Genomic DNA, 20,779 nt, shown 5'->3' on the forward strand with positions numbered 1-20,779 from the left:
GCCCGCGCAGGGTTGTCGCGGGCGGGAGGTGCGGGGACGCAGGGACGGGTGGGCCTCGAGGCAGCCAAATCTTAAAGAGTGTTAACTGTCCGCGTCAATCAACATCTATGGATTTCTGCGGTACCGGCGCGAATATGGGGGTTTACCCAAACGACCGTTAAGCTGGTGGTGTGGGAATCGACGACCTGTATCCACCGGATCGGCTGATCGCCGCGCAGCGCGCCACCGCCGCTGCGGGTCTGGACGCCCTGCTGCTCACACCCGGCTCCGACCTGCGTTACCTCACCGGGTACGACGCCCACGCGGGGGAGCGGCTGACCTGCCTCGTGCTGCCCGCCGTGGGCGAGCCGACCCTCATCGTGCCGAGGCTGGAACGCCCGGCGGCCGAGGCGGCACCGGCGACCGGGGTACGCATCGTCGACCACGTCGACGGCACCGACCCGTACCCCCTGGTCGTCGCCGCCCTCGACGGCCCGGTCACGGCTGTCGGCCTGTCCAACCGGATGTGGGCCGAGCAGGTCCTCGCGCTGCGCGCGGCCCTTCCCGACGCCGCGCAACGGCTCGCCGCGGAGGTGCTGCGTGAGCTGCGCATCCGCAAGTCCCCGGCGGAGGTCGCGGCGCTCGCCGAGGCCGGCGCGGCGATCGACCAGGTGCACCAGGGGATGGCGCGGTGGCTGCGCCCCGGGCGCACCGAGGCCGAGGTCGCCACCGACATCGCCGCGGCGATCCGCGCGGCCGGGCACGTCACCGTCGACTTCGTCATCGTGGCGGCCGGGCCGAACGGCGCCAGCCCGCACCATGGCACCTCGGACCGGCCGATCGGCGCCGGAGAGCCGGTGGTCGTCGACATCGGCGGGACGATGGCCTCGGGCTACCGCTCGGACTGCACCCGCACCTACGTGGTGGGCGCTCCGGCGCCGGCCGACTTCCTGGAGTACTACGCGGTGCTGCACGACGCACAGCGCGCCGCGGTCGCCGCGGTACGGCCCGGGGTCACCGGCGCGGCCGCCGACGCCGCCGCCCGGGAACCGATCGCCGCCGCCGGATACGGCCCCGCGTTCCTGCACCGCACCGGCCACGGCATCGGCCTCGACGGTCACGAGGAGCCGTACCTGGTGGCCGGCAACGACCGCCCGCTCGAGGCCGGGATGGCGTTCTCCATCGAACCGGGCATCTACCTGGCGGGCCGGCACGGCGCCCGCATCGAGGACATCGTCGTCTGCACCACGGACGGCGTGCAACGGCTCAACACCACCCCCACGGAGCTCATCGCACTATGACTGTCGACCGGATCCTGCCCACCGACGAGGCCCACGACCTGCTGGGTCTCGCCACCGAGCTCGCCGACCGTGAGCTCGCGCCGAAGGCCGCAGCCTTCGAGGAGCGCGCCGAATTCCCCCGCGGCGTGCTCCGTACCCTCGGCCGGGCCGGCCTGCTCGGCCTGCCCTACCCCGAGGAGTACGGCGGCGCGGCCCAGCCGTACGAGGTGTACCTGCAGGTGCTGGAGATCCTGGCCAGCCGCTGGCTCGCGGTCGCCGAGGCGGTCAGCGTGCACACCCTGTCCTGCTACCCGGTGTTCGCGTTCGGCAGCGACGAGCAGCGCAAGCTGCTGCCGGACATGATCGGCGGCGAGCTGCTGGGCGCGTACTGCCTCTCCGAGCCACAGGGCGGCTCGGACGCGGCGGCGCTGAGCACGCGGGCGGACCGTGACGGCGACGCGTACCTGGTGTCCGGCACCAAGGCGTGGATCACCCACGCTGGGACGGCCGACTTCTACAACGTCTTCTGCCGCACCGGAGGGCCCGGCCCGAAGGGCATCTCCTGCCTGCTCGCCGACGCGGGCACGCCCGGCATCACCCCGCAGACGGCCGAGCGGACGATGGGGCTGCGCGCCTCCCCGGTCGCGCAGATCGCCTTCGACGAGGCGCTGGTGCCCGCCGACCGGCTGATCGGCGGCGAGGGAATGGGCTTCACCATCGCGATGTCCGCACTGGACTCCGGCCGCCTGGGCATCGCGGCCTGCGCGGTCGGGCTGGCCCAGGCGGCCCTGGACTACGCGGTCTCCTATGCCCGGGAGCGACAGCAGTTCGGCCGGTCCATCATCGACTTCCAGGGGCTCGGCTTCATCCTCGCCGACGCGGCCACCCAGATCTCCGCCGCCCGTGCGCTGACCCTCGCCGCGGCCCGGCTGCGCGACGCCGGTCGGCCGTACGCTATCGAGGCGGCCAAGGCGAAGCTCTTCGCCACCGACATGGCGATGCGGGTGACCACCGACGCGGTGCAGGTGCTCGGAGGTGCTGGCTACGTGGCCGACCACCCGGTGGAGCGGTACATGCGCGAGGCCAAGGTGTTGCAGATCGTGGAGGGCACCAACCAGATCCAGCGGATGGTGATTTCCCGAGCGCTGGCGAAGGGCTGACCAGGCCGACGAGGTGTGGCGGCGTGGCTGCGGTGGTCCACCGCGCCGCGCCGCCGGCCCGGCCCGGCGGGTACCTCGTCGCCGTCGGGCCGTTTTCCCGGTAGGTTGCACGCCGTGGAGGAGATCGACCGCGCCATCGTCGCCGCGCTGACCGCCGACGGCCGACTGTCGTACACCGACCTGGCCGAGAAGGTGGGGCTGTCGGTGTCCGCGGTGCACCAGCGGGTGCGCCGGCTGGAGCAGCGCGGGGTGATCAAGGGGTACGCGGCCCGGGTCTCGTTCGAGGCGCTGGACCTCCCGTTGACCGCGTTCGTGGCGATCCGCCCGTTCGACCCGTCGCAGCCCGACGACGCGCCGGAGCGGCTGGCTCACCTGCCCGAGATCGACTCGTGCTACTCGGTGGCGGGGGAGGACTTCTACATGCTGCTGGTGCGGGTGGCGAGCCCGACCGACCTGGAGCGTGTGCTGCAGGAGATCCGCACGTCGGCGAACGTCACGACCCGGACCACGGTGGTGCTCTCCACTCCGTACGAGAACCGGCCGCCGAAGATCAGTGCTGCGGCACCGAGTCGGTCGCGGTCCCGGGTGCCGGAGGAGCCGGCTGGTTCCACCGCAGGATGACCTGCCGGCCGTGCTCGTGACCGAGCGCGCTGACCGTGGCGGTCTCCAGGCGCAGCCGCCCGCCGGCGGACGGTGGTAGGCCGATCCAGCGGGCGCCGAGGACCCGCAGGCTGTGCGCGTGGCCGACCAGGGCGACGGAGCCCCGGTCGAGCAGCGGGGTGACGCGCGCGAGCACCCGGTCGAGTCGTTCGCCCACCTGCGCGGGTGACTCCCCGCCGGGGCAGCCGTCGGTCCAGATGTTCCAGTGCGGCTGGTCCTCGTGGATGTCGACGGTCGTGCGGCCCTCGTACTCGCCGTAGTTCCACTCGCTGAGGTCCTCGTCGACGCCGTCGACGGTGAGCCCGGCCAGCTGCGCGGTGCGCAGCGCCCGGGAGCGGGGGCTGGCCAGCACGGTCACGAACCGCCGGCCGGCCAGGAACGCGGCGAGGGTGCGGGCCTGCCGCTCGCCGTCGGGGGTCAGCTCCAGGTCGGTGTACGAGGTGTGCCGCAGGCTGGCGCTCCAGGTGGTCTCGCCGTGCCGGATCAGCAGGAGCTCTCCCATGCGGCCAGTTAACCACCGAGCTCAGGTCGGCATACGGCGGGCACGAACACCGCCACCGTGACCTCTCAACCTATCTTCCTAGGATGCCTTACGCGGTGTGCCGACCAGCACAGCTGGTTTCGGCACCCGGAGACCGGGCAAGCGAGCACGGACAACCGCCAGACCGAGGAGGCGCGATGAGCTTCACCGAGAAGGCACGAAACAAGGTTGAGCAGATGGCCGGCGCCGCGAGAGAGCGCGTTGGCGACATGACCGACAACGAGCGGATGCGTGGCGAGGGCGCCAGCCAGCAGAGCGACGCGCGCGCCAAGCAGGCCGGTCAGAACGTCAAGGACGCCGGGCGCAACGTGAAGGACTCCTTCACCAAGTGACCTGAGCGGTCCACGGGTCCCCGGGCGCACCGTCGCCCGGGGACCCGTCGCGTGCTGCGGTTACTGTCGCCAGGTGACCGTGCTCCGTTCCCTGGTGTTGTTCGCGCTCGCCGCGTTGGCCGAGATCGGTGGCGCCTGGCTGGTCTGGCAGGGCTGGCGGGAACAGCGCGGGCTGTGGTGGATCGCCGCCGGTGTGGTCGCGCTGGGCTGCTACGGCTTCGTCGCCACGTTCCAGCCGGACGCGAACTTCGGCCGGATCCTGGCCGCGTACGGCGGGGTGTTCGTGGCCGGCTCGTTGGGTTGGGCGATGGTGGTGGACGGCTTCCGCCCGGACCGGTGGGACCTGGCGGGTGCGGCGCTCTGCCTGCTCGGCGTCGCGGTCATCATGTACGCGCCACGGGGTACGCCCGCCTGATCGTCCCCGCCGACGGGACAGTGAACGTCGTTCACGTCTGCGATGATCGGCGCCGTGATCCGACCTCGGCTTCGCCCGCTGTGTGGCGTACTGGTTGCGGTGGCCGTTCTCGGCAGCGCCGCGTGCGCGGATACCCGGGCGCCGTCGCCGGGCGGGCCGGCCTTCGTGAGCCCCTCCGCGTCAGGGCCGTCGGTGAGCGCCACCCCGCGGGAGGCAGCGGCCAGCGTGCCAGGTGCGACGCGGGTGGGCAGTCGACCGCCGGTGGTCGACCACGGGCCGAGGACCGGTGACCGGGTCGCGCTGACCTTCGACGCGGACATGACCGACGGGATGCTGCAGAACCTGCGCACCGGCAAGGTGAAGTCGTACGCCAACCTGCGCATCCTCGACCTGCTGGAGCGCGAGGAGGTGCCGGCCACCTTCTTCCTCACCGGCAAGTGGGTGCAGCGGTATCCGGCTCTCACGCGGCGGATCGCCGACAATCCGCGCTTCGAGTTGGCCAACCACACCTACGGGCACGCGGCGTTCACCGATGACTGTTACGACCTGCCGCGGGTGCCGGCGAAGGGCATGACCGCCGACGTGGCGAAGACCTTCGAGGTGATCAAACCGTACGGGGGTCGGCAGACTCGGTACTTCCGGTTCCCGGGGCTCTGCCACGACGCCGCCGCGCTGGATGCGTTGGCGCCGCTCGGGTTGACGGTCGTCGACGGGGATGTGGTCAGCGGTGACCCGTTCGCCAAGGCCTGGCAGCCGTTGGTGCGGGCGGTGTTGGACAAGGTCCGCCCCGGCTCGGTGGTGATCATGCATGTGACCGAAGCGAACGCCGCGATGACCGATGAGGCCTTGCCGCACATCCTGGCCGGGTTGCGCGAGCGGGATTTGGTGCCGGCGCCGCTGTCGGAGGTGTTGGCCGCCGGCTGACCGGCACGCGTGTTCGGGCCGAGACCCGCGGCAGCCCCGTGGTTGGTCACTAGCCGGGGCTGCCGTGGTTGGTCAGAGGTCCGGCGCGTCGTCGACGGTCATGACGATCTTGCCGCGGCGGGATCCACGCTCGGCTGTCTCGTGTGCGTCGGTCGCCTTCTGGATGGGGAAGGCCGCCTCGATCGGCACCGTGAACCGGCCGACGGTGAACAGTTCGGCGGCGGTGCTCAGGCCGTGCCGGCCGTCGGGCTCACCGGCCAGTTGGCCCATGGACAGGCGGACGCCGTGCGTGGGGGCGGTGAAGTCGGCCAGGGTCACCACCGCTGCCGGGTCGCCGGTGAGCTGGAGCAGGTCGGTCAGGGAACCGGCGCCGGCGACGTCGAGTGCGCGGTCCACCCGGGGTACGCCCAGGGCGTTGAGCCGGTCCGGGAGGCCGGGCCCGTAGGTGACGGGTGTCGCGCCGAGTTGGCGGAGGAAGTCGTGGTTGTCGGTGCGGGCGGTGCCGATGACCCGGATGCCGCGGGCTGCGGCGAGTTGGACGGCGATACTTCCGACGCCGCCCGCGGCGCCGTCGATGAGGAGGGTCGTGCCGGGTTGTGGGTCGAGGAGGTCGAGGGCCCGGGTGGCCGTCTCGGTGCTGGTGCCGGCCGCGCCGGCTTGCTCCCATGGCATGGTGGCGGGCTTGTGTGCCCAGAGCTGCAGTACCGCGAACTGGGCGCTCGCTCCGCCGAGTTTTGCCAGATCGACGACACCGAAGACGTGGTCGCCGACGGTGACGCCGTCGACGCCGTCGCCGATGTCGTCGACGATTCCGGCCGCGTCGACGCCGGGGATGTGCGGCAGTGGCAACTGGGCACTCATCGGGGTGCGGCCGGCCCGGAGTCCGACGTCGACCGGGGAGATCCCGGCGGCCTGGACGCGGATCCGGATCTGGCCGGTCTCGGGTCATGGCGCGTCGGCTGTGGCGAGGTGGAGTACCTCCGGGCCGCCGAACCGGTCGAACTGCACTGCGAACATCAGCGGCTCCTCTGCCTCGATGACGTGGTCGTGCCCGTACCGTAGGCCGGAACCGGAGCAGCTGTTCCGCTATGGGGGTCAAGTGAGAAGGGGGAGGGTCGAAGATGCCTCAGAAGCAGCGTGCCGACGCCCGATCCAACCGTGAGCGGGTCGTGGCGGCAGCACGGGAGACGTTCGCCGCGGCGGGGCTCGAGGCGCCCATGCGCGAGGTGGCCCGGCGGGCGGGGGTCGGCGTGGCGACCCTCTACCGGCATTTCCCGACCCGCACCGAGCTGGTCACGACGGTCCTCGCCGAGCGCGTCGAGGCGTGTGGTGTGCAGATGCGCCGTGCTCTGGACGACCCCGACCCGTGGCGGGCGCTGTCCGGCACGGTCCGTGACTTCGCCGATCGGCAGATTCGCGACCAGGCGCTCAACGAGGCGCTGCTGGGGTCCGGTGAGGTGAGCGCCGTCTTCGGTGTCGAACGGCGGGAGCACGCTCAGGCGTTGAACGTGCTGGTCGCCCGCGCGCGGGCCGCGGGTGTGCTTCGTGACGGCGTGGACGTGGACGATGTTCGGGCCGGTCTGCTGGCCATCGCGTCCCTGCGGCGGTTGCCGGCGAGGACGAGGGCGCAGGTGATCGGCAGGCTCGCCGACCTCGTCCTCGCCGGAATCCGCGTCTGACTGGAATCGGCGTCTGACTGGTGGTCAGTCGTCGCGGTGGTCGTCCCACCACTGCTGGCCGCCGGCGGGCAGGGTGTCGATCGGGTCGTAGTAGGCGTAGCGCTTGTTGAGCGCCTCCAGGTCGGCGGACTCGATGGAGGTGCGGTAGTTCTTGGTCCAGTAGGAGATGCCGCGCTCGCGGTCGTAGTCGGTGAGCATGTGGACCCAGCGCTTGCCGACGAAGGGGACGTCGCAGACGATGCGGGGGGTGGCGTAGCCGGGGAGGTAGCCCATGATGTCGTGCTGGAGCTGCTGGGCGTGCCAGACCGGGACCCGCCAGTGCTCGGCGTTGGGGATCATGTCGCACATGTAGAAGTAGTAGGGCAAGATCCCGGCTTCGCCCTGTAGCGCGAAGCAGAGGTCGAGCAGCTCGGGGGTGGTGGCGTTGACGCCGCGCATGAGCACGCCCTGGTTGCGGACGTCGCGGACGCCGACGTCGAGGGCGGTCTGGGCGGCCTTGGCGACCAGTGGGGTGAGCGACTGGGCGTGGTTGACGTGGGTGTGGATGGCGAGGTTGACGCCGCGGCGGGCGGCGGTGCGGGCGACCCGTTCGAGGCCTTCGACGACGTCGGGTTGCAGCCAGTGCTGGGGCAGGCCCATGAGGGCCTTGGTGGCGAGGCGGATGTCGCGGACCGTCTCCAGTTCCAGCAGCCGCATCAGGTACGCCTCGAGGTTGCGCCAGGGGACGTTGGCCACGTCGCCGCCGGAGACGACGACGTCGCGTACACCGGGGTGGGCTTTGAGGTAGCTGATGTGGGCGTCGTAGCGCTCGACGGGCTTGAGGGTGAGTTTGAGCTTGTCGACGGCGGGGGTGGAGTTGCCGACGAGGTCCATGCGGGTGCAGTGCCCGCAGTACTGGGGGCAGGTGGAGAGCAGTTCGGCGAGGACCTTGGTGGGGTAGCGGTGGGTCAGGCCTTCGGCGACCCACATGTCGTGTTCGTGCAGGCTGTCGCGGCTGGCGTAGGGGTGTGACGGCCAGTCGGTGCGTCGGTCGGAGGCGACCGGGATCATGTAGCGGCGGATGGGGTCGGCGAGCAGCGCCTCGGTGGTGAGGGGCGCGAACGGCACCATCGTGTTGATCATTTGGGGTGGCACGAGCATCGACATGGTGGCGAGGGCCTTCTGGTCGGCCTCGAGGTCGGTGTAGAAGCTCTCGTCGATGAGGTCGCCGAAGACGGTGCGGAGCTGCTTGATGTTCTTGACGCAGTTGACGCGTTGCCACTGGGCGGATTCCCACTGGTCGCGGGTGACGTGGCGCCAGCCGGGGAAGCGGGTCCAGTCGGGTTCGACCAGGGGGCGGCGGTGGTATTCGTACGGCTGCCCAGCCGTCGGCACGGCGACCGGGGCGTGACGGGGTTGAGGGATGGTCTCAACCGGTTGGGTCTGGGTCACGGCCCCTCCTCGGTGTTGCGGCTGATCATCGAAGCTCGAAGGCTACTGGAAAATATCCGGCGTAGAAATTAGTCTGCCGTAAGTTTTCCCGTTACGCGAGCCTTGACCGGGGCTTCGAACGGCTGGGCAGGGGAGGTTGGCGTGACGTCACCGGTGGGACTGCACCGCGTCGTGCAACCGACGGGGGTGCTGCCGCAGGCGGCTTGGCGCCTGGACACGTCGGCGGCGATCGCGCCGAACGAGGTGCGGATCCGGGTGCAGCGGCTCAACCTGGACGCGGCGAGCTTCCGGCAGCTGTCGGAGAAGCACGGCGGGGACGGTGACGCGGTCCGCGCCGAGGTGCTGGAGATCATCGCGACGCGGGGGAAGATGCAGAACCCGGTGACCGGTTCCGGCGGGATGCTGATCGGCACGGTGGAGGAGGCCGGCCGGCGTTCCCCGCTCGGGCTCAAGCCGGGGGAGCGGGTCGCCACCCTGGTGTCGTTGACGCTGACGCCGCTGGTCGTGACCGACGGGCTGGCCCGCTGGGACGGGCGCAGCGAGCAGGTGCCGTGTGACGGGTGGGCGATCCTGTTCGCCCGTTCCATCGCCGCGGTGCTGCCCGACGACGAGGACCCGCAGTTGTCCCTGGCCGTGCTGGACGTGTGCGGGGCGCCCGCGTTGACCGCGCGGGTGGTGTCGCGCTACGTCGAGGATCGTCGTCGCGTCGGCGACCCGACGCCGGTGCGGGTCGCGGTGATCGGCGGGGCGGGCAAGAGCGGGTCGCTGTCCCTCGCCGCGGCGCGGCGGGCAGGCGCCGCGCGTACCGTCGGGGTGGTGCCGGTGGCGGCGGAGCGCGACGCGCTGACGGCCGCCGGTCTGGCGTCGGTGGTGGCGTTGGCCGACGCGCGGGACCCGGTGGGGTTGTCCACGGCGGTGACCACCGCCCTGGGTGCCCCGGCGGACGTCACGGTGGTCTGCGTCGACGTGCCGGGGTGTGAGCACGGGGCGGTGTTGGCCACCGCGGACGGCGGCACAGTGATCTTTTTCTCGATGGCGACGAGCTTCTCCGCGGCCGCGTTGGGCGCCGAGGGTCTGGCCGCGGACGTGACGATGCTGGTGGGCAACGGGTACGTGCCGGGGCACGCGGAGTTGGCGCTGGGGCTGCTGCGCGCCGAGCCGGGGGTGCGTCGGCTGTTCGCGGCGCGGATCGCGGCAGACTGAGGTCATGACGAACCCCTCGACGTTGTACCGCGGCGGCGTGCTGCACTGCCCCGCCGACCCGAGCGCCACCGCGCTGCTGGTGTCCGGTGGGCGGATTGCCTGGTTGGGGACCGACGGTGACGCGCCGCCGGCCGACCGGGTGGTGGACCTGGGTGGGGCGTTGGTGACGCCGGCGTTCGTCGACGCGCACGTGCACGCCACCGACACCGGGTTGGCGTTGTCCGGGCTGGATCTGTCCGGGGTGCGCTCGGCGGGGCAGTTGTTGGACGCGGTGGCCGGGTTCGCGGCGGGTCTGCCGGGCGACGCGGTGGTGTTGGGGCACGGCTGGGACGAGTCGACCTGGCCGGATCCGACGGTGCCGGACGCGCAGGCGTTGGGTCGGGCGGCCGGTGGGCGGCGGGTGTACGTGTCGCAGGCGTCGCTGCACTCGGCGTTGGTGTCGTCGGCGTTGCTGGCGGCGTGTCCGCAGGTGGTGCAGTCGGCCGGTTACGACGTGTCCGGGTGGTTGCGGCGCGACGCGCATCATGTGGTGCGGGCGGCGGCGCAGGGGTCGGTGAGTCGTGCGCAGCGGGTCGCCGCGCAGCGGGTGGCCCTTGCCCACGCGGCGTCGCTGGGCATCGCGGCGGTGCACGAGTGCGGTGGCCCGGAGATCTCCGACGAGGAGGACTTCACCGGCCTGCTGGGCATCTCCGGTGCGGGGTTGCCGGAGGTGTACGGGTACTGGGGTGAGCTGGGTGGTGCGGCGCGGGCCCGGGAGTTGGGCGCGGTGGGCGCCGGTGGTGACCTGTTCGCCGACGGGGCGTTGGGTTCGCGGACCGCGCACGTGTCGCAGGCGTACGGCGATGGTGACGGTTGCGGGCACGGGTACCTGACGGCCGAGCAGGTGCGTGATCATCTGCTGGACTGCGTGGCGCACGGCCTGCAGGGTGGGTTCCACGCGATCGGTGACGCCGCGATCGGCACGGTCCTCGACGGTTTCGCGGGCGCCGCGCGGACGGTGGGTGTGGAGCGTCTGCGGGCCGCCCGGCACCGGATCGAGCACGCGGAGATCATGAGCAAGCGGTTGATCGCCGGGTTCGTGGAGTACGGGGTCGTGGCGAGCATGCAGCCGGCGTTCGACCGGTTGTGGGGTGGCGCGGGCCGGATGTACGAGTCGCGGCTGGGTCTGGACCGGTCGTTGGAGTCGAACCCGATGGGCGCGATGCACGGTGTGGGCGTGGCGTTGGCGTTCGGGTCGGATTCGCCGGTGACGCCGCTGGACCCGTGGGGGTCGGTGCGGGCCGCGGCGGCGCACCACAACCCGGCGCAGCGGATGAGTGTGCGGGCGGCGTTCGCCGCGCACACCCGTGGCGGGTGGCGGGCGGTGCACCTGGACGTCGAGGGGGTCCTCGCGTTGGGTGCGCCGGCGACGTTCGCGGTGTGGTCGACGCCGGCCGGGGTGGAGCGGGGCCTGCCGGTGCTGCAGGCCGAGGACCCGGAGTTGCGGGGTCCGGACGACCCGACGCCGTTGCCGACGTGTCGGAGCCTGGTGCTGCGCGGTGAGGTCATCTATGAGGAAGGGTCATCGTGAGCGAGCAAAGCGAGCGAACCGGCAAGCACAGCAGCGGGGCGCTCGCGCCGACGCGGAGCGTCGGCGTGAGCGAGCGAAGCGAGCGGACCATCGGGCACAGGAGCGGGTGGATGGTCGATGAGCAAGCTTGATCTTGATCCGGTGCTGGTGGCGCGGGCGCGTGAGTTGGCGCGTCGGGCCGGGCAGCCGGTGGTGGACCTGGCGCGCAGTCACACCACGGTGTCGGTGGAGCGGGCGGTCCTGCGGCTGGCCGGCGTGACCGGCGCCGACCCGGACGGCATCCCGTGGGTCAACCGCCTCGTCGACGCGGTCGCCGCGGACGTGGGGCTGGGCCACGGAGTGGCGGTGCCGGTGTTCGACGCCCTGGTCCGCGAGGGCAGCACCGACGTGACGCTGCTGGCGCAGAAGGCCGCCGCCGGGTCGGTGCGTTTCGCCCAGCCCACCGGTCGGGCCGCCACGGCAGCCCGGTCGGCGGCGCGCAAGGCGGTCGGCGCGGGCATCCGGCGCATCGACCGGCGGCGCGCCGAGCGGGACCGTCTCGTGAAGCGCCACGGTGACCCGGCGCAGCGGCCGTGGATCTACCTGATCGTGGCGACCGGCGACATCTACGAGGACATCCCGCAGGCGCAGGCCGCGGCGCGGGCGGGCGCGGACGTGATCGCGGTGATCCGTTCCACCGGGCAGTCGTTGCTCGACTACGTGCCGGAGGGTGCGACCCGGGAGGGGTTCGCCGGCACGTACGCCACGCAGGAGAACTTCCGGTTGATGCGCGCCGCCCTCGACGAGTCGTCGAAGGAGGTCGGGCGCTACGTGCGGTTGACCAACTACGCGTCCGGGTTGTGCATGCCGGAGATGGCGACCCTGGCGGGCCTCGAACGACTCGACATGATGTTGAACGACTCGATGTACGGGATCCTGTTCCGCGACATCAACCCGGTGCGTACGTTCGTCGACCAGCGGTTCTCCCGGCAGGTGCACGCCCGCGCCGGGATCATCATCAACACCGGTGAGGACAATTACCTGACCACCGCCGACGCGGTCGACGAGGCGCACACGGTGACGGTGTCGCAGCTGCTCAACGAGTACTTCGCGCACGAGGCGGGGTTGGCGGACTGGCAGTTGGGGTTGGGGCACGCGTTCGAGATCAACCCGGAGGTGCCGGAGTCGTTCCGGTTGGAGTTGGCGCACGCGTTGCTGGCCCGGGAGTTGTTCCCCGACGCGCCGCTGAAGTGGATGCCGCCGACGAAGCACATGACCGGCGACGTGTTCCGGGGCAACCTGCTCGACGGGTTCTTCAACCTGGCGGGCGCGCTGACCGGTCAGGGCATCCTGCTGGTGGGGATGATGACCGAGGCGGTGGTGACGCCGTGGTTGTCCGACCGGGACATCGCCCTGCAGAACGTGCGGTACGTGCTGGGCGCGGCCGGTGGTCTGCACGAGGACTTCGTGCCGGCGCCCGACGGGTTCATCCGACGGCGCGCCAACCAGGTCCTCGGTGAGGCGTTGGATCTGCTGGACCGCATCGGGGAGCAGACGTTGCTCACGGCGATCGCCGAGGGCACGTTCGGGATCATGAAGCGGCCCGCGGACCGGGGTAAGGGTCTGGCCGGGGTCGCCGCGCACGAGGCGGACTACTGCAACCCGGCCACCGAGATCCTGGAGGCCGCGGCATGAGCGGGGCGATCGTGCGCCCGTACGGGGACACCACCGGCGACGGGATGGTGCAGGTGTCGTTCACCCTGCCGGTGACCCACGACAAGCGGGCCGAGGGCGCGGCGGTGCAGTTGGCCAACCGGATGGGCATCGACCCGGCGATGGTGGTGCACGCCAAGCCGATGGGTGACGGGTTCACCTTCTTCGTCGTCTACGGGCGGGTCAACCACCTGGTCGACCTGAACGCGGTGCAGGTGGTGGAACGGGACTTCGCGCTGCTGTCGGCGAAGGACGTCAACACGGTGATCAAGCAGCGGCTGCGGCGCAAGCTGTCCGTGGTCGGGGCGTGCATCGGCACCGACGCGCACACCGTGGGCATCGACGCGATCCTCAACGTCAAGGGCATCGCGGGGGAGAAGGGCCTGGAGTACTACCGGGAACTGAAGGTCACCAACATGGGTGCGCAGGTCAGCGTGCCGGAGCTGGTGGAGACCGCCCGGGTGGAGAAGGCCGACGCGGTGCTCGTGTCGCAGGTGGTCACCCAACGCGACGCGCACCTGCACAACACCCGGGAGATGTCCGCCGCGTTCCGGGAGGCGTTGCCGGCAGGTCAGCGGCCGTTGCTGATCGTCGGCGGCCCCCGTTTCGACGAGACGATGACCGACGAGTTGGGCGTGGACCGCATCTTCGGTCGCGGCACCACGCCCGGCGAGGTGGCCAGCTACCTCGTGCACGCCCTGATCACGCAGCGGAAGGCGACGCCATGACCGACTCCAGGCTCGGAGTGTCCGTCACACACCGGCGGTATGTGCCGTACTCGCACGCCCACTACGCCGGGAACCTCGTCGACGGGGCGTACGCCCTCGGACTGTTCGGCGACGTCGCCACCGAGGTGTGCATCCGCACCGACGGTGACGAGGGCCTGTTCGCCGGGTACTCCGACGTGCGGTTCCACGCGCCCATCCGCGCCGGTGACGTGGTGCAGGTGAGCGCGCAGGTGTCCCGGGTCGGCACCCGCAGCCGCACCCTGGAGCTGAGCTGCGCGGTGGTGTGCCGGGGCCGCCCGGACCGCTCCGAGTCCGCCGCCGAGGTCCTCGACCCGCCGATCGTGGCGGTCACCGCGACCGGGACCGTGGTCGTTCCCGCCGCAGGTGTGAGTCGCGAGGAGTGAGCCCCGCAGTCGTGAACAGGGGAGGCCGGTGAGCCTGGCGGTCTGCGCGGACGTCGGGTCCACGTACACCAAGGTCGCGGTGGTGGACCTTGCCGCTGGTGTGCTGGTGGGCGCGGCGGCCGCGCCCACCACGGTGGGAACCGACGTGCTGCACGGCCTGGACACCGCGGTCGCGGCGGCCACCGTCGGGCTCGGTGTGCGCGACGTGCCCTGGTACGTGTGCTCGTCGGCCGGCGGTGGGCTGCGGCTGGCCGTGATCGGCTACGAGCTGCTGGTCACCGCGCAGGCGGGCCGGCGGGTCGGGTTGTCCGCCGGCGCGCACGTGGTGCACGTGGCCGCGGGCCGGCTCGGTGCGGCGGACCTGACGGCGTTGCGGGCGGCCCGACCGGACGTGGTGCTGCTGGTCGGCGGCACCGACGGCGGCGACGCCGACACGATCACCCACAACGCCACCCGCCTGGCCCGCGCCCGGTGGCGCAAACCCGTGGTGTACGCGGGCAACGCCGACGTGCGCGCACCGCTGACCAGGCTGTTACAGGACGCCGGGGTGCCGGTCACCGACGCGGAGAACGTCCTGCCGCGCATCGGGGTGCTCGCCCCCGCGTCGGCGCGGGCGGCGATCCGCGCGGTGTTCCTGCGTCACGTCATCGGCGGTAAACGACTGTCGAAGGGCACCCGGTTCGCGCGGCTGGTGCGGGCCGCCACCCCCGACGTGGTCCTCACCGGTGTGGAGGTGCTCGCCGACACCATCGGCGGTGACCTCGCCGTGGTCGACGTGGGTGGCGCCACCACCGACGTGTACTCGGTGCTCACCCCCGACGAACGGGCCACCGGGCCCGCTCGGGAGGTCACCGGCAGCCTGTGGCGGGCCCGCACCGTGGAAGGTGACCTGGGCATGCGGTGGAGCGCCCCCGGAGTCGTACGTGCCGCCGCCGAGGAGCGGCTGCTCGCCACCGGTGAAGCCGACGACCTGACCGCCGCCGCGGCACGCCGGGCCGCCGATCCGGCGTTCCTGGCCGTCGACGACGTCGAACGGGCCGTGGACGCCCGCATCGCCACCCTCGCCGCCACGGTGGCGTTGCGGCGCCACGCCCGGGGCGCCGCCACGGGTGAGCGGGCCGGGCGGGACCTGCGCGACGTGCGGCTGCTGGTGGGTTCCGGTGGGGTGCTGCGGCACGCCCCGACGGACGCGTCCGAGCAGGTGTTGACGGCGGTCCTCACCGACCACGCCGGAGGGTGGGCGTTACCGCGCGCCGCCGCCGCCGTGGTCGACGCCGACTACGTGCTGGCCGCCGGAGGGCTGCTCGCCGAGGAGCACCGGGCGGCGGCGGGGGCGCTGCTGCGCCACCATCTGCGCACGCATTGAGACTCGCCGACCCGACACGCCGTGTCGCAACACACGACAGGCCGGGGGTGGGTTGACAACCGACGGGGGTCGGCACGTACCGTCTTTGAGTCCTACCACGGGAAGCGGCTGTTGTTCGCTTCGTCCCTTCGTCCGCTGGCCGAGCGACATTTTTCAGCGTCACAGTCGCGGCGGCCAGGTCCAGCGGGCGGGGGTCGGCGGGGCGGCGCGAACCGGCCGCGGTTACCGGTGTACGGGCAGGGTGAGGTGCACGGCCAGTAGACAACGGCCCGGCGGGGGCAGCCAGTCCACGTCCGGTCGGTCCGAAGGTCGTCGTGCCCCATCCTCGCCACACCGGCCGGGAAGGGCCTGGGAGCATCGGGGCGCGGCGTCAGCCGCGCCCCGATTTCATGCCCGAAGGGCGGTCCGTACCCGGGTGGCCCGATGCGGTCGGCACGCCCACCAGCCAGGTAGCCTTCGCCCCGTGATCGAGGTGAAGCGGTGACGACCCTGGACCGGGATGAGGCCCTTACCCCGGCAACGCTGCCCCGGCCGGCCGGCACCGGCCGGCCGCTGCCGCTGACCCTCGCCGCGCCCCTGGCCGTGGCCGCCGGGCTGGCCCTGCTGGTGGCGTTCCCCCCGTACGGCGTGTGGCCCCTCGCGCCGGTCGGAGTGGCGATGCTGGCCGCCGCCGCACACCGGCGTCGGTTGCGCGCCGGCGCCGGCCTGGGCTTCCTCACCGGGGTGGCGTTCTTCGCCCCACTGCTGGCCTGGACGAACCTGCACACCGGTTACCTGCCGTGGGTGCTGCTGTCGCTGCTGCAGGCCGGTTACCTGGCGCTGCTCGGCGCGGCCACCGCCTGGGTGTCACCGCTGGCCGACCGCAGCCGCTGGGCGTGGCCGGCGCTGACCGGGCTGCTCTGGGTGGGGCAGGAGGCGCTGCGCGACCGCACCCCGTTCGGAGGGTTCCCGTGGGGGCGGCTGGCGTTCAGCCAGGACAACTCCCCGCTGCTGCGCCTGGCCTCCCTGGGCGGTGCGCCGCTGGTGAGCTTCGCGGTGGCGCTCGTCGGCGGGTTGCTGGTCACCGCCGCCTGGCGGGGCTGGGCCGCCGCCCGCCGCACCCCCCAGGACGACGCGTCACACCCTGGCGGCCCGCAGGGTGACACAACCCGGCGGTGGGCGCCGGTGGCCGTACCGGCCGTCGTGGCGGTCGCGCTGACCGCCGGGAGTCTGCTGGTGCCGGTCGCCACCGCGGGATCGGGCGCCACCGTCACCGTGGCCATCGTGCAGGGCAACGTGCCACGGCTGGGCCTGGACTTCAACGCCCAACGGCAGGCGGTGCTCAACAACCACGTCGACGCCACCATCGAGTTGGCCGCCCGGGTCGCCGCCGGGCAGGAACGCCAACCCGACCTGGTGGTGTGGCCGGAGAACTCCAGCGACATCGACCCGCTGCGCAACCCCGAGGCCGGGGCGCGGATCTCCCAGGCCGCCGACACCGTGCGCGCGCCGATCCTCGTCGGCGCGGTGCTGCTCGGCCCCGGCCCCGGGCAGGTCCGCAACGCGGGCATCCTGTGGCGGCCCGGCACCGGCGCCGACATGAGTCAGCTGTACACGAAACGCCACCCGGTGCCGTTCGCCGAGTACGTGCCGCTGCGCGACATCGCCCGGAAGGTCAGCAAGCAGGTCGACCTGATCCGCAGCGACTTCGTGGGCGGAAGCACCCCGGGCGTGGTACGCGCCGGCCCAGCCGTGCTCGGTGACGTGATCTGCTTCGAGGTCGCCTACGACGGCCTGGTCCGCGACACCGTCATCGGCGGCGCGCAACTGCTGGTGGTGCAGACCAACAACGCCACCTTCGACGTGGCGGAGGCCCGCCAGCAGATGGCCATGGTGCGGCTGCGGGCCGTGGAGCACGGCCGACCGGCGTTGATGGCCTCCACGGTCGGCGTGTCCGGGTTCGTCGCACCCGACGGGCGGGTAAGCGATGGCACCGGGTTCAACACCCGGGAGGTCGTGGTGCGGCAGTTGCGGCTCGACGACGGACGTACCCTCGCCACCCGCCTCGCCTGGTGGCCGGAGGTGACGCTCGCCGCGCTGGCCGTGGCGGCCCTGGTCGGCGCGGCGGTGCTGCGCCGGCGGCAGCGGGTCATGCCCGGATAGCAACAGCCGGTACGCCGGCGGGAGCGGAGGAACCGTGATCCAGGCGACCGATACGATCCGACGCCCGGACGAGGTGCCCGGGGTGGGCCGGGTGCTGGTGGTGATCCCCACCTACAACGAGGCCGACAACATCGCCGCGATCGTGGGACGGGTCCGGCGCGCCGCCCCGGCGGTGCAGATCCTCATCGCCGACGACAACAGCCCCGACGGCACCGGTGCCATCGCCGACGCCCTGGCCGACGGCGACGCGCACGTGCAGGTGCTGCACCGTCAGGGCAAGCAGGGCCTCGGAGCCGCGTACCTGGCCGGGTTCGGTTGGGCGCGCGAGCGTGGCTACCACGCGGTCGTGGAGATGGACGCCGACGGCTCACACGCGCCGGAGGACCTGCCGGCGTTGCTGGACGCCGCCCGGGACGCCGACGTGGTGATCGGGTCGCGGTGGACCAGCGGTGCGCAGGTGGTCAACTGGCCGCTGCGGCGGCTGCTGCTGTCACGCGGCGGCAACCTGTACGCCCGTCTCGCCCTGGGTATGCCCGTCTCGGACGCCACCGGCGGCTACCGGGTGTACCGGATCAGCGCGTTGGACGCCATCGACCTGGGGTCGGTGACGTCGCAGGGCTACTCGTTCCAGGTGGAGTTGTCCCGGCTGGCGCACCGCGCCGGGGTGCGCATCGTGGAGGTGCCGATCACCTTCGCCGAACGGGAACACGGGGACAGCAAGATGAGCCCCCGGATCGTGGCCGAGGCGCTGTGGCGGATCACCGCCTGGGGGGTGCAGGACCGGCGGCAGGCGGTACGCCGTGGCCTGCACGGCACCCCCACGGGTCAGGCGCGGTGGCCGTGAGCGCGGCCGTGTCATGCTGGATGAGCGGGACACGCCCATGGTGTCGCGGGAATGGCGATGAGGTGAGATGCGCCGAGGACTGAGGTTCGTGCCGTTGGCCCTGTTGCTGGCGGTGGTGCTGGAGTTGGCGGTGTTCGTCGGTGTGGGGCGGGCGCTGGGTTTCGGGGCGGCGGTGCTGCTGGTGTTCGCCGCGTCCCTGCTCGGGCTGGTGCTGCTGCGCCGTGAGGGGATGCGCGCCTGGCGTGGTTTCCGCTCCGCCGCGGCCGCCGGGCAGCCACCGGGCGGGCAGGTGACCGACGGGCTCGTCGGGTTGGCCGGTGCCCTGTTGCTGGCGGTGCCTGGCCTGGTCAGCGGTTTGGTCGGGTTGCTGCTGCTGGTGCCGCCGGTGCGTCGACTGGCCCGCGCGGGGGTGCGACGCACCACCGAGCGGCGGGTGTCGTCGATGGTCGCCGGTGACCTGTTCGGGCCCCGCACGGTGCGGGTGCGCCAGGGTGCGCCGCAACCGACGCCGCGGCCGGAACAGCCGGTGGTGGTCGACGGCGGCCAGCCCATCGAGGGCGAGATCATCGAGCCGGGCCGGCACTGAGCCCACGGCCAGCCAGGCCACCGAAGTCACTGACAACACGACGGCGCCCCCGGGGGAAACCCCGGGGGCGCCGTCGTTGTGCGTCGTGCGGCTGTGCGTCGTGCGGCTCAGGCGCGGCCGCGACGGGTCCGAACCTCCTGGAGGCGTTCCTCGAGGATGTCCTCGAGCTCGGCGATCGAGCGCCGCTCCAGCAGCATGTCCCAGTGGGTACGCGGCGGCTTGGCCTTCTTCTGCTCCGGCTCGTTGCCGTCGACGAGTCGGGCGACGCTGCCGTCGAACTTGCATTCCCAGGTCGTCGGGACCTCGGCGTCGACGGCAAACGGCACCTCGAACTGGTGGCCCTTGGCGCAGAGGTACTCGCGGGTCTGACGCGGCGCGAGCTCCGTGTTGCGGTCGGATTCGTAGCTCACCGCGCCAAGGCGGCTTCCGCGCAGCATACGCTCGCCCATGATCGACTTCCCCTCGTTCGTGGTGCTGGTCTTCTGGGTGTAACGGTGCGTTCCCGTCGAGCCATTCCCGCCCGAGGGCGTGAGGCGTCCACGGGTGGGCCGGGACCAAGGGTAGCCGGCCGGGACGGTCACCCGGCCAGGTGATCCCCAGGCGGGTCGCAACGGGATGTTCGACCCGTTGCCACCGGGGATGTTAACCGCCCGAGCCTAGCGAAGGTTGCGCGGCGATCATCGGTTGGCGTCGTCGGGCGTGGCGGCGCCGAGGCGGGCCAGCGCCAGGGCCAGGTCGCTGACCTGGTCACCGAGCTGCGCCACCCGCCGCTGCGCCAGGTCCCGGTCGGTTTCGGCGGCGTCGAGCCGTACCGTCAGGGCCGTGACGCTGCCCTCGGCGGTGGCCGCCGCCTGCCGGGCCGCGGCCAGCTCGGCGGTGAGCGTGTCGCGGTGGGCGGTCGTGGCGGCCAGCTCCGCGCGCAGCCGCGCCGCGAGCTCCGCGGCCTCCTGCCGGGCGTCGTCGGCCGCGACGGCGGCGACCTGGGCGCGGTCGCGGGCCCGGTCGGCCTGCTCCCGTGCGCGAGCGGCGTCGGCGGCCTCGGCGCGGGTCCGCGCGGCGTCGGCGCGGGCCTGCTCGATCTGCTGCCGCACGTCCTGCACCTCGGCCTGCCACCGCCCGGCCCGCTCGGTCGCCTCGGCGGCGGCCCGGGTGGCCCGCTCGGCGTCGGCGCGCGTCGCGTCGCGGTCGACGGTCAGGTCGGCCACCCGCTGCCGCGCGGTGTCCCGTTCCGCCCGCAGGTCGCGCACCTCGGCGCGGGCCTGGTCGCGGTCGCGTTCGGCCTGGGTACGCAGCGCCTCGGCGGCGCTGACGTCGTGGCGCGCCTGGTCACGGGCGGCCTCGGCGCGCTGCGCCCGCTCGTCGGCCGCGGTGGCCTGCCGCACGGCCTGCTCGGCGCGCTGCCGGGCGTCGTCGGCGTCGGCGACAGCACCGCGGGCCTGCTCACGGGCACGCGCCGCGTCGGCGGCCGCGGTCTCGGCGTCGTCGCGGGCCTCGTCACGTTCGGTCTGCGCCGCCGCGACCTCGGTGGCGGCCTCCGCCCGCGCCTGAGCGAGCTGCCGTTGCACACCCACCGGGGACAACTCGGCGTGCAACGACTCGGTCAACGTCTCGACGATCTGATCGAGGCGGTCCACCGCCTCCCAGGTGCGGGCCACCTGCCCGGGCAGGCCAGGGGCGTTGCGGTGACGCATCCGGCTGTTGCGGGAGGCCCGCTGACAGGCGCCGTCGTTGTCCCTGCAGTAGCGAAAGGGTCGACCCGCGCCGACACGCTGCGGCACCGGCCGTCCACAGTGGGCACACGGGCGGGTCTCGGTGGTGCTGGGCTCGGCGTCCATCGAGGTCG

20 protein-coding genes and 1 pseudogene are annotated in these 20,779 nt (G+C 72.6%); 16 read left to right on the top strand and 5 right to left on the bottom strand.

The features are described from left to right. The first annotated feature begins 170 nt into the window (after positions 1-170). From HNR20_RS30390 to HNR20_RS30400, 3 genes are all read left to right on the top strand, one after another. Positions 171-1,280 (top strand): M24 family metallopeptidase, encoded by a 1,110-nt coding sequence (locus HNR20_RS30390; RefSeq protein WP_184187046.1) that lies wholly within the window; start codon positions 171-173, stop codon positions 1,278-1,280. Continuing rightward, the gene (locus tag HNR20_RS30395) at positions 1,277-2,419 is read left to right on the top strand and encodes an acyl-CoA dehydrogenase family protein (protein ID WP_184187049.1); all 1,143 of its coding nucleotides are present in this window, start codon (positions 1,277-1,279) and stop codon (positions 2,417-2,419) included. The genes HNR20_RS30390 and HNR20_RS30395 overlap by 4 nt, the downstream gene beginning before the upstream one ends. Positions 2,420-2,533: 114 nt before the next feature. After that, entirely contained in the window at positions 2,534-3,040 is a 507-nt protein-coding gene (locus tag HNR20_RS30400) for an Lrp/AsnC family transcriptional regulator (protein ID WP_184187052.1), read from the top strand. On the opposite strand, the gene HNR20_RS30405 is transcribed toward HNR20_RS30400, so the two are convergent. After that, a complete protein-coding gene (locus tag HNR20_RS30405; RefSeq protein ID WP_184187055.1) occupies positions 2,970-3,581 on the bottom strand; it encodes a histidine phosphatase family protein in 612 nt (203 codons plus the stop codon). The genes HNR20_RS30400 and HNR20_RS30405 overlap by 71 nt on opposite strands. A 176-nt stretch (positions 3,582-3,757) precedes the next feature. Between HNR20_RS30405 and HNR20_RS30410 the strand changes: the two genes are divergently transcribed. The 3 genes from HNR20_RS30410 (at position 3,758) to HNR20_RS30420 (ending at position 5,291) form a co-directional block, all read left to right on the top strand. Beyond that, positions 3,758-3,952 carry a CsbD family protein gene (locus tag HNR20_RS30410; protein ID WP_110568553.1) on the top strand — a complete coding sequence of 65 codons (195 nt, stop codon included), beginning with the start codon at positions 3,758-3,760 and terminating at the stop codon, positions 3,950-3,952. Between the two features lie 73 nt (positions 3,953-4,025). Beyond that, the gene (locus HNR20_RS30415; protein WP_184187058.1) at positions 4,026-4,367 is read left to right on the top strand and encodes a YnfA family protein; all 342 of its coding nucleotides are present in this window, start codon (positions 4,026-4,028) and stop codon (positions 4,365-4,367) included. Between the two features lie 243 nt (positions 4,368-4,610). Beyond that, positions 4,611-5,291, top strand: coding sequence for a polysaccharide deacetylase family protein (locus HNR20_RS30420; RefSeq protein ID WP_229687427.1), 681 nt, complete (start codon positions 4,611-4,613; stop codon positions 5,289-5,291). Positions 5,292-5,363: 72 nt separating this feature from the next. Here HNR20_RS30420 and HNR20_RS32530 read toward each other — a convergent pair. Continuing rightward, a pseudogene (locus HNR20_RS32530) lies at positions 5,364-6,308 on the bottom strand (NADP-dependent oxidoreductase). 104 nt (positions 6,309-6,412) lie between these two features. Between HNR20_RS32530 and HNR20_RS30430 the strand changes: the two are divergent. After that, positions 6,413-6,970 carry a TetR/AcrR family transcriptional regulator gene (locus tag HNR20_RS30430; RefSeq protein ID WP_184187061.1) on the top strand — a complete coding sequence of 186 codons (558 nt, stop codon included), beginning with the start codon at positions 6,413-6,415 and terminating at the stop codon, positions 6,968-6,970. 24 nt (positions 6,971-6,994) lie between these two features. Here HNR20_RS30430 and HNR20_RS30435 read toward each other — a convergent pair whose 3' ends face one another. Beyond that, positions 6,995-8,401 carry a KamA family radical SAM protein gene (locus tag HNR20_RS30435; RefSeq protein WP_184187064.1) on the bottom strand — a complete coding sequence of 469 codons (1,407 nt, stop codon included), beginning with the start codon at positions 8,399-8,401 and terminating at the stop codon, positions 6,995-6,997. A 141-nt stretch (positions 8,402-8,542) separates the two neighbouring features. On the opposite strand from HNR20_RS30435, the gene kdd reads away from it, so the two are divergent. The 9 genes from kdd to HNR20_RS30480 all read left to right on the top strand — a co-directional run bounded on the left by kdd (position 8,543) and on the right by HNR20_RS30480 (position 18,936). Next, positions 8,543-9,604 carry an L-erythro-3,5-diaminohexanoate dehydrogenase gene (gene kdd / locus HNR20_RS30440; protein WP_446425749.1) on the top strand — a complete coding sequence of 354 codons (1,062 nt, stop codon included), beginning with the start codon at positions 8,543-8,545 and terminating at the stop codon, positions 9,602-9,604. Between the two features lie 4 nt (positions 9,605-9,608). Further along, positions 9,609-11,174 (top strand): amidohydrolase, encoded by a 1,566-nt coding sequence (locus HNR20_RS30445; protein ID WP_184187067.1) that lies wholly within the window; start codon positions 9,609-9,611, stop codon positions 11,172-11,174. 117 nt (positions 11,175-11,291) lie between these two features. Then, positions 11,292-12,848, top strand: a complete 1,557-nt coding sequence (kamD, locus tag HNR20_RS30450; protein ID WP_184187070.1) for a lysine 5,6-aminomutase subunit alpha — start codon at positions 11,292-11,294, stop codon at positions 12,846-12,848. Continuing rightward, complete coding sequence (kamE, locus tag HNR20_RS30455; RefSeq protein WP_184187073.1) at positions 12,845-13,594, top strand: lysine 5,6-aminomutase subunit beta; 750 nt, start codon at positions 12,845-12,847, stop codon at positions 13,592-13,594. Before kamD ends, kamE begins: the two co-directional genes overlap by 4 nt. After that, positions 13,591-13,998: a 3-aminobutyryl-CoA ammonia lyase gene (gene kal / locus HNR20_RS30460; protein WP_184187075.1), complete on the top strand. Its 408-nt coding sequence runs from the start codon at positions 13,591-13,593 to the stop codon at positions 13,996-13,998. The genes kamE and kal overlap by 4 nt, the downstream gene beginning before the upstream one ends. Before the next feature lie 28 nt (positions 13,999-14,026). Continuing rightward, positions 14,027-15,364 carry a glutamate mutase L gene (locus tag HNR20_RS30465; RefSeq protein WP_184187078.1) on the top strand — a complete coding sequence of 446 codons (1,338 nt, stop codon included), beginning with the start codon at positions 14,027-14,029 and terminating at the stop codon, positions 15,362-15,364. 480 nt (positions 15,365-15,844) lie between these two features. Next, positions 15,845-17,506 carry an apolipoprotein N-acyltransferase gene (gene lnt, locus HNR20_RS30470; protein ID WP_184187080.1) on the top strand — a complete coding sequence of 554 codons (1,662 nt, stop codon included), beginning with the start codon at positions 15,845-15,847 and terminating at the stop codon, positions 17,504-17,506. A 34-nt stretch (positions 17,507-17,540) separates the two neighbouring features. Further along, positions 17,541-18,350 (top strand): polyprenol monophosphomannose synthase, encoded by an 810-nt coding sequence (locus tag HNR20_RS30475; protein ID WP_184187083.1) that lies wholly within the window; start codon positions 17,541-17,543, stop codon positions 18,348-18,350. 67 nt (positions 18,351-18,417) lie between these two features. Continuing rightward, positions 18,418-18,936 carry an FxsA family protein gene (locus tag HNR20_RS30480; RefSeq protein ID WP_184187086.1) on the top strand — a complete coding sequence of 173 codons (519 nt, stop codon included), beginning with the start codon at positions 18,418-18,420 and terminating at the stop codon, positions 18,934-18,936. 107 nt (positions 18,937-19,043) lie between these two features. Here HNR20_RS30480 and HNR20_RS30485 read toward each other — a convergent pair whose 3' ends face one another. Beyond that, a complete protein-coding gene (locus tag HNR20_RS30485; RefSeq protein ID WP_091398247.1) occupies positions 19,044-19,385 on the bottom strand; it encodes an RNA polymerase-binding protein RbpA in 342 nt (113 codons plus the stop codon). Positions 19,386-19,613: 228 nt separating this feature from the next. Further along, positions 19,614-20,771, bottom strand: a complete 1,158-nt coding sequence (locus HNR20_RS30490) for a hypothetical protein (protein ID WP_184187089.1) — start codon at positions 20,769-20,771, stop codon at positions 19,614-19,616. Positions 20,772-20,779 lie beyond the last annotated feature (8 nt).

This window comes from Micromonospora parathelypteridis (assembly GCF_014201145.1).
Lineage (GTDB): Bacteria > Actinomycetota > Actinomycetes > Mycobacteriales > Micromonosporaceae > Micromonospora > Micromonospora parathelypteridis.